Below are 11,477 nucleotides of genomic sequence, written 5' to 3' on the forward strand. Positions count from 1 at the left end.
GCCGACGCCTGAGCGCCGCGCACCCACGCCCCCATCGCAACGGCCACCACCATGTCGACCAAACACCCCATCATCGCCGTCACCGGCTCGTCGGGCGCCGGCACCACGACGGTCAAACACACCTTCGAGGCGATCTTCCATCGCGAGAACGTGAATGCGGCCATCGTCGAGGGCGACAGCTTCCATCGCTACACGCGCGAGGAGATGACCAAGCTGATCGAGGAAGCCGAGCGGGCGGGCCGGCGGGGCATCAGCCATTTCGGCCCCGAAGCGAACCTCGTCGAAGAGCTCGAAGCCTTGTTCCGCGCCTACGGCAAGTCCGCCACGGGACGGCACCGCAGCTACATCCATGATGCCGAACGCGCCGCACGCACCGGCCTTCCGATGGGGAGCTTTTCCGAGTGGGAGGATCTCCCGGTCGGCACCGACTGCCTGTTCTACGAGGGATTGCACGGCGCCCTCGTAACGGACAAGGTCGATGTCGCCCGCCACGTCGATCTCCTGATCGGTGTCGCACCGACGATCAACCTCGAATGGATCCAGAAGCTGCACCGCGACACGCGCGAGCGTGGCTACTCGCCCGAGGCGGTGCAGGACACGATCCTGCGGCGCATGCACGACTACGTGCATTACATCGTCCCGCAGTTCTCGCGCACGCACATCAACTTCCAGCGCGTTCCGGTCGTCGACACCTCCAACCCCTTCATCGCGCGCGAAGTGCCCACGCTCGACGAGTCGATGGTGGTGATCCGCTTCAAGGACCCGCGCGGCGTCGACTTCCCCTACCTGCTGCGCATGATCCACGATGCCTTCATGTCGCGCGCGAACAGCATCGTGATTCCCGGCGGCAAGCTCGACCTGGCGATGCAGCTCATCCTCACGCCGCTGATCTGGAAACTCATGGAGCGCCGGCGCGAAGCGATCTGACGCCTTGCGGGACGCGCCCCGGAGCGACATTTGACCTGAACGCACAGGGGTTTGTGTGCGTTTTGCAGTGCAGCAGGCGCTACCCAAGCGCCCCCTTTTTCGGCGATAATCCGCGCTTTTCCCAGCCGGCCACCAGGCCCGAGAGATCCATGCAGGCAGCCCGCAACGAGAACCCGCGCAACGTGCGGCCCCCGGTCTTCAATCCCGTCACCGGCGCGATCCGCGCCCTGGCAATGGATGCCGTCCAGCAGGCCAACTCCGGCCACCCGGGCGCCCCGCTGGGCATGGCCGAGATCGCCGAAGTGCTGTGGCGCCATCATCTGCGCCACAACCCCGCGAATCCGAAGTGGGCCGACCGCGACCGCTTCGTGCTCTCGAACGGCCACGGCTCGATGCTGATCTACGCACTGCTGCACCTCACCGGCTACGACCTGCCGATCGAGGAGCTCAAGCGCTTCCGCCAGCTGCACAGCAAGACCCCGGGCCACCCCGAATACGGCTACACCCCCGGCGTAGAGACGACCACCGGCCCGCTCGGCCAGGGCATCACCAACGCCGTGGGCATGGCGCTCGCAGAGAAGATGCTCGCCGCCGAGTTCAACCGCCCCGGCCACGCGATCGTCGACCACCACACTTACGTCTTCCTCGGCGACGGTTGCCTCATGGAAGGCATCTCGCACGAAGCCTGCTCGCTCGCCGGCACGCTGGGCCTGGGCAAGCTGATCGCCTTCTACGACGACAACAACATCTCCATCGACGGCCACGTCGAAGGCTGGTTCACCGACGACACGCCCAAGCGCTTCGAAGCCTACGGCTGGCAGGTCATCGCCGACGTGCAGGGTCATGATGCGGCCGAGATCGACGCCGCCATCCGCGCTGCCCAGGCCAACACCACGCAACCGACGCTGATCTGCTGCAAGACCGTGATCGGCGCGGGTGCCCCCAACAAGCAGGGCAGCCACGACGTGCATGGCGCGCCGCTGGGCGCTGCCGAGATCGCCGCGACGCGCGAGCACATCGGCTGGACCCACGCGCCGTTCGAGATCCCGGCCGAGGTCTACGCGGCGTGGAATGCGCGCGACAAGGGCGCTGCCCTCGAGGCGGGCTGGGACCAGCGCTTCGCCGCCTACGCCCAGGCCTTCCCCGCCGAAGCCGCAGAATTCAAGCGCCGCATGGCTGGCGAGCTGCCTGCCGACTGGTCGGCGCACATCGACGCGGTGATCGCGAAAATCGTCGACAAGGCCGAGACCATCGCCACGCGCAAGGCGAGCCAGAACAGCATCGAGGCCTTCGCGCCCAAGCTGCCCGAACTCGTCGGCGGCTCGGCCGACCTCGCCGGCTCCAACCTGACGCTGTGGTCGGGCGCGAAGGGCGTCACCAGGGAAGCCGGCGGCAACTACATCTACTACGGCGTGCGCGAATTCGGCATGGCCGCGATCGCAAACGGCATCAGCCTGCACGGCGGCCTGATCCCCTACACCGCCACCTTCCTGATGTTCAGCGAATATGCGCGCAACGCCCTGCGCATGGCCGCGCTGATGAAGGTGCGTCAGCTGTTCGTGTTCACGCACGACTCGATCGGCCTCGGCGAGGACGGCCCGACGCACCAGCCGGTCGAGCAGACCGCGACGCTGCGCCTGATCCCCAACATGGACGTGTGGCGCCCCTGCGACACGACCGAATCGGCCGTGGCCTGGGCACACGCGATCGAGCGCAAGGACGGCCCGAGCTCGCTGCTCTTCTCGCGCCAGAACCTGCCCTTCCAGGCGCGCTCGGCCGAACAGATCGCGGCGATCCGTCGCGGCGGCTACGTCTTGTCGGAAGCCGTGGGCGGCGCGCCCAGAGCCGTGATCATCGCGACGGGCTCCGAAGTCGCGCTCGCCGTCGCGGCACAGAAGTCGCTCGCCGAAGCCGGCATCGCCGTGCGCGTCGTGTCGATGCCCTCGACCAACGTCTTCGACCGCCAGGAGCGCGCGTATCAGGTTGAAGTGCTGCCCGCGGGCGTGCCGCGCGTCGCCGTCGAAGCAGGCGTCACCGACGGCTGGCGCAAGTACGTCGGCCTCGAAGGCGCGGTGATCGGCCTCGACCGTTTCGGCGAGTCCGCCCCTGCCGGCGAGCTGTTCAAGTATTTCGGCATCACTGCCGACGCGGTCGCTGAGGCCGTGAAGCAGATCGTGAAGTAAGACGTCGTCGCCGCGCTCCCGGCGCAGTCGGCGCCGGCAGTCCGCGGCGCCGACCATCGGATTGTGCTGTTCGTATCATTGCTCCGGGAGAACCCTCGATGACCATCAAACTCGCCATCAACGGCTACGGCCGCATCGGTCGCTGCACGCTGCGCGCGCTCTACGAACTCGGTCTGCGCGACCAGTTCGAGATCGTCGCGATCAACGCCTCCGGCGACCTGGCGACCAACGCCCACCTGACGAAGTACGACACGACCCACGGTCGTTTCGCCTTCCCGGTCGAGACCGAAGGCGACAACCTCATGATCGTCAATGGCGACCGCATCCCCTTCTTCTCGACCAAGGATCCGCTGGGCGTGAACTGGGGCGACCTGGGTGTCGACGTGCTGCTCGAGTGCACCGGTGCCTACACCGCCAAGGCCAAGGCCGAAGTGCTGCTCAAGCAGGGCGCGAAGAAGGTGCTGATCTCCGCCCCGGGCGGCGACGACGTCGATGCGACCATCGTCTACGGCGTGAACGACGAGGTGCTGACCTCGGCGATGACCGTCGTGTCCAACGCCTCGTGCACGACCAACTGCCTCGCCCCGGTCGCGAAGGTGCTGCAGGACAACATCGGCATCGAGAAGGGCCTGATGACCACCGTGCACGCCTACACCAACGACCAGGTACTGGTCGACGTGCGCCACAAGGACCTGCGCCGCGCCCGTGCCGCCGCGCAGAACATCATCCCGACCAAGACCGGTGCCGCCAAGGCCGTGGGCCTGGTGCTGCCCGCGCTGAAGGGCAAGTTCGACGGCTTCGCGCTGCGCGTGCCGACGATGAACGTCTCGCTGGTCGACCTCACCTTCACCGCCAGCCGTGCGACCTCCAAGGAAGAGATCAACGCGCTGATGAAGGAAGCCGCCAAGGGCCCGCTGAAGGGCGTGCTGGCCGTCAATGAGGATCCGCTGGTGTCGATGGACTTCAACCACGACTCGCACTCCTCGATCTTCGATGCGACGCAGACGCGCGTGATGGACGGCAACCTCGTCAAGGTGCTGGCCTGGTACGACAACGAGTGGGGCTATTCCTGCCGCATGCTCGACGCAGCCCGCGTGTTCCACAACGCGAAGTAATACACCCGCGCCAAAGCAATCCGACGCCCTGCCCTGCGGGGCGTTTTCACATCGGGAAGGAATCCATGCAAGTCAAGAAACTCGTCGACCTCAACGTCGCCGGCAAGCGCGTCTTCATCCGCGCCGACCTCAACGTGCCGCAGGACGAGGCGGGCAACATCGTCGAGGACACCCGCATCCGCGCCTCGCTGCCCTCGATCAAGTACTGCCTCGATAACGGTGCCGCGGTGATGGTGACCTCGCACCTGGGCCGCCCGACCGAAGGCGAAGTGCGCGCCGAGGACACGCTCGCCCCCATCGCCGTGCGCCTGGGCGAGTTGCTCAGCAAGCCCGTGCGCCTGATCCGCGACTGGGTCGACGGCGGCTTCGAAGTGAAGCCGGGCGAGGTCGTCCTGCTCGAGAACTGCCGATGCAACAAGGGCGAGAAGAAGGACAACGAGGAGCTGGCGAAGAAGATGGCCGCGCTGTGCGACATCTACGTCAATGACGCCTTCGGCACCGCCCACCGCGCCGAGGCAACGACGCACGGCATCGCCCGCTTCGCCCCGGTCGCCTGCGCCGGCATGCTGATGGGCGCCGAGATCGACGCGCTCTCCAAGGCCACCGAAAACCCCGCCCGTCCGCTCGTCGCCATCGTCGGCGGCGCGAAGGTGTCGAGCAAGCTGACCATCCTGAAGACCTTGGCCCAGAAGGTCGACCAGCTCATCGTCGGCGGCGGCATCGCCAACACCTTCCTGCTCGCTTCGGGCCACCGCATCGGCGACTCGCTCGCCGAGCCCGAGCTGGTCAAGGAAGCGCAGGCCGTCATGGACATCATGAAGGCACGCGGCGCCGAAGTGCCGCTGCCGGTCGACGTCGTCGTCGCCGACGAAGTCTCCGCGCTGGCGCGCGCGAACCGCATCCCGGTCGAGGAAGTCGGCCCGCACGACCGCATCCTCGACGTCGGTCCGAAGACCTCGGCAAAGCTCGCCGACATCATCGCCCACGCCGGCACCATCGTGTGGAACGGCCCGGTCGGGGTGTTCGAACATAACCAGTTCGCCGGCGGCACGAAGATGATGGCCTCGGCCATCGCCCACTCCGACGCCTTCTGCATCGCAGGCGGCGGCGACACGCTGGCGGCGATTGCGAAGTTCCATATCGCCCAGGACGTCGGCTACATCTCGACCGGCGGCGGCGCCTTCCTCGAGTTCCTCGAAGGCAAGACGCTGCCGGCGATCGCGGCGCTCGAGGCGCGCTTCAACGACTGAGGACGCCTTCGTGCAAGTTGGGCCCGGGCGATCCGGGCCCAACAAGGAAACGGCCACCCGCGGGTGGCCGTTTCGCTTCCTGCGCCGCGCCTGCGCTCAGCCGCAGCTGCAGCTCCCGCAGCCGCCGCACTTCTGCTTGCGTGTGACGAGGTAGTTGGCAATCTGGTCGCGGTCGAACTCGAAATCGTCACTGCTCTCGTAACCGATCCCCGGCTGGAAACTCTGGCCGTCGATCACGATGGTCAGCGCATGCATGTCGCTCGCGGGATCGTGAGCGACCGAAAGGTCGTAGCTGCCGCCGCGCGGCAGGCTGTCGAGCAGGGAGCGGGTAACGTCGTCGATCATGGGCGCTTCATCCTTCAGGAGTGATCATTCGCCGGGCGGCAATGCATCCGGCGGAGGTGCATTCTCGCGGATCGCCCGGTGTCGGATATTGTCGGAAGTCAACCGGATGCGTCAGCGCGTGTAGTAGCCGACACCGACCAGCATGCCGTCCACCCGCCGGATGAACGAGTGCTTGCTCTCCAGCTTGTCGGTGACCGGATTGCGCCACGCGTAGTCGAGTTCCCCCTCGCCCTTGCGGCTGACGATGTTGACCATGTCGGCGACGATCGCCTTGCCCTTTGGATCGCGCAGATCGTGGCCATCACTGCCGACCAGCTTGGGCATCGCGCCATGCGCGAGGAAACGCTGCGAGTTCAGGTCGATCGCGAACACGTAGAGGTCGTCCTGCATGAATCCGCCGTCGAGCGCATTGAAGGCTGCGAGCGCGGCCTGTTGCCCCTTTTCCTTCACCGCCGCAACGGCACGCTCCAGCAGGTCCTTCGCCTGCGCGGGGGTCGCTCGCGGGATGTAGTAGCCGACGGCGATGATGCGCTCGCCGACCTTGCGGAACAGCGTCACCTTCAGCTCCTCGCGCTTGTCGGCACGATTCATCCAGCGATACTCGACGCGGCCCTCGCCGCTTTTCGCCGCCGTGTCGAGCATCTCGCGGAAGAAGGGCTTGCCGGCGGCATCCTGCATGGTCGCGACGTTGCGCCCGACCAGCGCCACCGAAGAGCCGCCGCTCGCGAGCATGGTGCCATCCATGCCCAGGACGTACACATACAGCTCGCGGTCCTTGAACTGCGGCGCGTTGTTGAACTCGTCGAACGCCGCGTCGCCGGCCTCGCGGAAACGCGCCACGGCCTTGTTGAGCAGGCGCATGCTGCGATTCTCGTCGGCGCGCTGCACGAGTCCTCCCACCGCCGTCGCAGGAACCGGTTCGGCCGCCGGAACCGGCAGCGCCAACATGACGAGTGCACACAAGGAAGCGACAGGGGCGAGTTTCATGGCGTTCGCGGGTCCACGGATTAAATTGATGAAGACAAAACTATAGGAAGCTACAGCTTCTGTCGAGTACCTGAAGTGCGCACAAGGCATATGCATCCTGCGCGACGCAAATCCTCACCCGCCGGTCCCGTCGCCCGGCCGCGCGCAGGTAGAATCGTGTTCTTGGATGCATATCGACACGGAGACAACATGCCGCGCCACACGAAGATCGTCGCCACCCTGGGTCCGGCCTCGTCCGATCCGCAAGTCCTGGAACGCATGGTGCATGCGGGGATCGATGTCGTGCGCATGAATTTTTCGCACGGCAAGGCCGACGACCACATCGCGCGTGCCACCGCGATCCGCGAGGCCTCGGCACGTGCGGGCCGGCCTGTGGGCATCCTCGCCGACCTGCAGGGTCCCAAGATCCGCGTCGGCAGGTTCGCCGGCGACCGGGTGCATCTGCACAAGGATGCGGACTTCATCCTCGACGCGCACTGCGAGCTGGGCGACACCACGCGCGTCGGCCTCGACTACAAGAACCTGCCCAGGGACGTGAAGCCGGGCGACGTCCTGCTGCTCGACGACGGCCGCATCAAGCTGGTGGTCAATCGCGTCGTCGGCGCGGAGATCCACACCGCCGTGCGCGTCGGCGGCGAGCTGTCCAACAACAAGGGCATCAACCGCCAGGGCGGCGGCCTCACCGCACCGGCGCTGACCGCGAAGGACATGGACGACATCAAGACCGCCGCCCTCATCGGCGTCGACTTCGTGGCCGTCTCCTTCCCCAAGAGCGCCGCCGACATGTACATGGCGCAGCAGCTCCTGCGCGCCGCGGGCAGCGAGGCCCTGCTGATCGCGAAGATCGAGCGCACCGAGGCGGTCGCCAACCTCGACGAGATCCTCGACGCCTCCGACGGCATCATGGTCGCCCGCGGCGACCTCGCGGTCGAGGTGGGTGACGCGGCCGTCCCGGCGCTGCAGAAGAAGATGATCCGCGCCGCGCGAGACCGCAACAAGCTCACCATCACCGCGACGCAGATGATGGAATCCATGATCGGCAGCCCCGTGCCGACACGCGCGGAAGTGTCGGACGTCGCCAACGCGGTGCTGGACGGCACCGACGCCGTGATGCTGTCGGCGGAGACCGCATCGGGCAAATATCCGGTCGATGTCGTCGAGGCGATGAGCCGCGTGTGCCTGGAGGCGGAAAAGTCCGCCGAGGTCACGCTCGACCGCGAGGTGCTCGACCGCGTATTCACCCGCATCGACCAGTCGATCGCGATGGCGGCGATCTGGACGGCCTGGCACCTCAAGGTCAAGGCCATCGCCTCGCTCACTCAGACGGGCTCGACCGCGCTGTGGATGAGCCGCCTCAACAGCGGCGTGCCGATCTACGCGCTGACACCGGAAACCGCGGCCCGCAACCAGATGACGCTGTACCGCGAGGTATTCCCGCTGCTGATGTCGCAGACGCACCAGGATCGTGACCTGCTGCTATGGGAAGCCGAACAGATCCTGCTCGACCAGGGCGTCGTCGAGCACGGCGACCTGATCGTGCTGACGATCGGAGAACCGATCGGCGCCTCCGGCGGCACGAACACGCTCAAGATCGTGCGCGTAGGCGAGCATCCCGCGCCGCACCTGAACGAGCAGTGAGCGTGCAGCGCTCGCGCCACGACTGCTAGACTGGCAGGCTTTCCATGACGCCTCCCGGTGCCCGCGATCCGCGGGAGAATCGGGAATGCGGTGAGGCGGTGCTGCCGGCAGCACCGCGATTCCGCAACGTGCCCAGCGCTGTGAGGGGGACCGCCGCCGCAAGATGCCACTGACCCGCGGGTCGGGAAGGCGCGGCGCGGGACGAACCCGAGTCAGAAGACCGGCCGGGAGGCAGAACAACGGCGGACTGGTCCGTTCGCCGTCCACTGCGCTTCACAAGGGGAATCGATGAAGACCGCCACGCCCGGCCACCAGGCCCACCACCAGTTCGACGACGCCGAGCGCGCCGCCGTGTATCGCAACATCCTCGCGCGGCGCGACGTGCGCGGACAGTTCCTGCCCGAGCCGGTCGCCGACGACATGCTCGCCCGCATTCTCACCGCCGCACACTTCGCCCCGTCGGTGGGCTTCATGCAGCCGTGGAGCTTCGTCCTCGTGCGCGACCAAGCCGTGAAGCAGCGCGTGCACGACGCCTTCACGCTCGCCAACGCCGAAGCCGCACAGATGTTCGAGGGCAAGCAGCGCGAGGTGTATTCCGGCCTGCGCCTGCAGGGCATCCTCGAAGCGCCGATCAACCTGTGCATCACCTGCGACCGCGACCGCGCCGGCCCTGTCGTGATCGGCCGCACGCACATCAAGGCGATGGATCTCTACAGCTCGGTGTGCGCGGTGCAGAACCTGTGGCTCGCTGCCCGTGCAGAAGGACTGGGCGTGGGCTGGGTGAGCATCTTCCGTCAGTCGGCGATCCGCGAGATCCTGTCGCTGCCCGAGCGCGTGATGCCGGTCGCCTACCTGTGCATCGGCCACGTCAGTCACTTTTTCGACCAGCCCGAACTGCAGACAGCCGGCTGGCGTCAGCGCCTGCCGCTCGACGAGCTGGTGCATTTCGACGGCTGGGGCGGCGAGCACGCGGACGCCGAGTCGCTGCGCGCGGAGCTGCGCGCTGCCCAGGCGCTCGCCGCGCGGGGCCTGCCGCCGCTCTGACGACACGACGCGGCGGCGGGTATTTGCATGCCGTTTCCTTCGCCGGACCCGCTGCCGCCCAACAAACGCTAAAATGCGAGCCAATTCGCAACCCGGCACGCTTCGCGTGCCCGCACTTGATACCGGAGAAGGACAATGCCCCTCGTTTCCATGCGCCAGCTGCTCGATCACGCCGCCGAAAACGGCTACGGTTTGCCGGCGTTCAACGTCAATAACCTCGAGCAGGTCCAGGCGATCATGGAAGCCGCGGCCGAGTGCGACAGCCCGGTGATCATGCAGGCGTCGGCCGGCGCACGGAAGTACGCCGGCGAGGCCTTCCTGCGCCACCTGATCGATGCCGCCGTCGAGGCCTATCCGCAGATCCCCGTCGTGATGCACCAGGATCACGGCCAGTCGCCGGCGATCTGCATGGGCGCGATTCGTTCGGGCTTCTCCAGCGTGATGATGGACGGGTCGCTGCTGGAAGACGGCAAGACGCCGTCCTCCTATGAGTACAACGTCGCGGTGAGCCGCGAGGTGGTGAAGTTCTCGCACGCCATCGGCGTGACCGTGGAGGCCGAACTGGGCTGCCTCGGCTCGCTCGAGACCGGTCAGGCCGGCGAAGAGGACGGCGTCGGTGCGGAAGGAACGCTGGACCACTCGATGCTGCTCACCGATCCGGACCAGGCGGCCGACTTCGTCAAGCAGACCGACTGCGACGCGCTGGCGATCGCGATCGGCACGAGCCACGGCGCCTACAAATTCACGCGCAAACCCACCGGCGACATCCTCGCGATCGACCGCATCAAGGCGATCCACGCACGCCTGCCGAACACCCACCTCGTGATGCACGGCTCGTCGAGCGTGCCGCAGGAACTGCTCGAGATCATCCGCCAGTACGGCGGCGACATGAAGGAAACCTACGGCGTGCCAGTCGAGGAGATCCAGACCGCGATCAAGTTCGGCGTGCGCAAGATCAACATCGACACCGACATCCGCCTCGCGATGACGGGCGCCGTGCGCAAGTTCCTGTTCGAGAACCCGTCCAAGTTCGATCCGCGCGAATTCCTCAAGCCGGCCCGCGAAGCCGCGAAGCTGGTGTGCAAGGCCCGCTTCGAGGCCTTCGGCTGCGCCGGCCAGGCCAGCCGCATCAAGCCCATGTCGCTGGAAAAGATCGCCGCGCGCTACAAGTCCGGCGAGCTCACCCAGGTCGTCCGCTAAGCCCCGGACGGGCCCGCGCCTTCGGGCGCGGCGCCCACCCGCGCAACCATGTCCAAGCCCAACCTGAAGCTCACGGTCAGCTTCGAGTTCGAACTCGAGGCGCCCGCCGCTTTCGTTGACGCCAGTCACGAGAAGCTGTGCAAGGCCGTGCAGGAACTCCTCGGCGCCATGGTGCTGCAGGGAATGCCGACGGTGACGGCAAAGCAGCTCGCGAAGGCGGGCGTCGCGGTGCTTTCCCACCACCATCACCTCGACGTGCTGAACACCGCCGCGACGTCGGTTCCGCGCGCGGAGCTCGTCGCCGCCGGCCCGCATCTCACCGACGACGAACTCGATCAGCTTGCGCGCCGCTCGGCCGGGCGCGTGCCCCTCGCCGACGCCGAGCGCGGGCGCTTCCTGCGGCGCCATGCCCTCGCGCTCGCGGGTGAATTCCGCATGGTGCCCTGCGTGGTCGGGGCGCGCCTGAGTTCCGGCAAGGACGCCACCCTCGCCGCACGGCTGAACCTCACCAACGGCAGCGTGCTGGTCAGCGAGCAAGACCGCCAGAGCCGCTTGCAGGCCAATCAGGACGGGCTGGTGGTGGCCATCCAGGGTTCGGAAGTCCGCCTGCGCGGCGCCTGTGCCGGACACACGCTGAGCGGCCCTGTGATCGAGGTGGCGCTCGGAGAGCTCGCGGCGCACCGCGACGCCCTGGTCGCCCTCTGGCAGAAGGGCGGCTGATCCCGCCCTGCAGTTGAGGGCCCGCCCGCCGCGCGGCGGGCGATCCCGGGCAATTCTGCCGCTTGGCG

General features: G+C 67.2%; 10 protein-coding genes and 1 riboswitch. Of the genes, 8 read left to right on the forward strand and 2 right to left on the reverse strand.

Annotation, left to right across the window (positions count from 1 at the left end; translation table 11 throughout):
* The first annotated feature begins 51 nt into the window (after window positions 1-51).
* The 4 genes from GO615_RS20020 to GO615_RS20035 all read left to right on the forward strand — a co-directional run bounded on the left by GO615_RS20020 (window position 52) and on the right by GO615_RS20035 (window position 5,475).
* Window positions 52-927, forward strand: a complete 876-nt coding sequence (locus GO615_RS20020; RefSeq protein ID WP_169131306.1) for a phosphoribulokinase — start codon at window positions 52-54, stop codon at window positions 925-927.
* 149 nt (window positions 928-1,076) lie between these two features.
* Entirely contained in the window at window positions 1,077-3,110 is a 2,034-nt protein-coding gene (tkt, locus tag GO615_RS20025; protein ID WP_169131308.1) for a transketolase, read from the forward strand.
* Between the two features lie 98 nt (window positions 3,111-3,208).
* The gene (gene gap, locus GO615_RS20030; protein WP_169131310.1) at window positions 3,209-4,225 is read left to right on the forward strand and encodes a type I glyceraldehyde-3-phosphate dehydrogenase; all 1,017 of its coding nucleotides are present in this window, start codon (window positions 3,209-3,211) and stop codon (window positions 4,223-4,225) included.
* A 65-nt stretch (window positions 4,226-4,290) separates the two neighbouring features.
* The gene (locus GO615_RS20035) at window positions 4,291-5,475 is read left to right on the forward strand and encodes a phosphoglycerate kinase (protein WP_169131312.1); all 1,185 of its coding nucleotides are present in this window, start codon (window positions 4,291-4,293) and stop codon (window positions 5,473-5,475) included.
* Window positions 5,476-5,571: 96 nt separating this feature from the next.
* Here the strand turns inward: GO615_RS20035 and GO615_RS20040 are convergent, their stop codons facing one another.
* Together GO615_RS20040 and GO615_RS20045 are read right to left on the reverse strand one after the other, a co-directional pair.
* Entirely contained in the window at window positions 5,572-5,820 is a 249-nt protein-coding gene (locus GO615_RS20040; RefSeq protein WP_169131314.1) for a hypothetical protein, read from the reverse strand.
* Window positions 5,821-5,931: 111 nt separating this feature from the next.
* Entirely contained in the window at window positions 5,932-6,807 is an 876-nt protein-coding gene (locus GO615_RS20045; RefSeq protein WP_169131316.1) for a cache domain-containing protein, read from the reverse strand.
* 189 nt (window positions 6,808-6,996) lie between these two features.
* On the opposite strand from GO615_RS20045, the gene pyk reads away from it, so the two are divergent.
* The 4 genes from pyk (at window position 6,997) to GO615_RS20065 (ending at window position 11,409) form a co-directional block, all read left to right on the forward strand.
* A complete protein-coding gene (gene pyk, locus GO615_RS20050) occupies window positions 6,997-8,445 on the forward strand; it encodes a pyruvate kinase (protein ID WP_169131318.1) in 1,449 nt (482 codons plus the stop codon).
* 38 nt (window positions 8,446-8,483) lie between these two features.
* Window positions 8,484-8,688: riboswitch (cobalamin riboswitch) on the forward strand.
* A gap of 45 nt (window positions 8,689-8,733) precedes the next feature.
* Window positions 8,734-9,489: a 5,6-dimethylbenzimidazole synthase gene (gene bluB / locus GO615_RS20055; protein ID WP_169131320.1), complete on the forward strand. Its 756-nt coding sequence runs from the start codon at window positions 8,734-8,736 to the stop codon at window positions 9,487-9,489.
* A 135-nt stretch (window positions 9,490-9,624) separates the two neighbouring features.
* Window positions 9,625-10,689, forward strand: coding sequence for a class II fructose-bisphosphate aldolase (gene fba, locus GO615_RS20060; protein ID WP_169131323.1), 1,065 nt, complete (start codon window positions 9,625-9,627; stop codon window positions 10,687-10,689).
* 48 nt (window positions 10,690-10,737) lie between these two features.
* Window positions 10,738-11,409 carry a hypothetical protein gene (locus GO615_RS20065; protein ID WP_169131325.1) on the forward strand — a complete coding sequence of 224 codons (672 nt, stop codon included), beginning with the start codon at window positions 10,738-10,740 and terminating at the stop codon, window positions 11,407-11,409.
* Window positions 11,410-11,477 lie beyond the last annotated feature (68 nt).

It is taken from the genome of Aromatoleum evansii (genome assembly GCF_012910805.1).
Classification (GTDB): Bacteria; Pseudomonadota; Gammaproteobacteria; order Burkholderiales; family Rhodocyclaceae; genus Aromatoleum; species Aromatoleum evansii.

What these genes read in the sequence shown, in the direction of transcription:
- GO615_RS20020 (WP_169131306.1), top strand. Translation starts at nt 52, where the DNA reads ATGTCGACCAAACACCCCATCATCGCCGTCACCGGCTCGTCGGGCGCC.
- tkt (WP_169131308.1), top strand. Translation starts at nt 1,077, where the DNA reads ATGCAGGCAGCCCGCAACGAGAACCCGCGCAACGTGCGGCCCCCGGTC.
- gap (WP_169131310.1), top strand. Translation starts at nt 3,209, where the DNA reads ATGACCATCAAACTCGCCATCAACGGCTACGGCCGCATCGGTCGCTGC.
- GO615_RS20035 (WP_169131312.1), top strand. Translation starts at nt 4,291, where the DNA reads ATGCAAGTCAAGAAACTCGTCGACCTCAACGTCGCCGGCAAGCGCGTC.
- GO615_RS20040 (WP_169131314.1), bottom strand. Translation starts at nt 5,820, where the DNA reads ATGATCGACGACGTTACCCGCTCCCTGCTCGACAGCCTGCCGCGCGGC.
- GO615_RS20045 (WP_169131316.1), bottom strand. Translation starts at nt 6,807, where the DNA reads ATGAAACTCGCCCCTGTCGCTTCCTTGTGTGCACTCGTCATGTTGGCG.
- pyk (WP_169131318.1), top strand. Translation starts at nt 6,997, where the DNA reads ATGCCGCGCCACACGAAGATCGTCGCCACCCTGGGTCCGGCCTCGTCC.
- bluB (WP_169131320.1), top strand. Translation starts at nt 8,734, where the DNA reads ATGAAGACCGCCACGCCCGGCCACCAGGCCCACCACCAGTTCGACGAC.
- fba (WP_169131323.1), top strand. Translation starts at nt 9,625, where the DNA reads ATGCCCCTCGTTTCCATGCGCCAGCTGCTCGATCACGCCGCCGAAAAC.
- GO615_RS20065 (WP_169131325.1), top strand. Translation starts at nt 10,738, where the DNA reads ATGTCCAAGCCCAACCTGAAGCTCACGGTCAGCTTCGAGTTCGAACTC.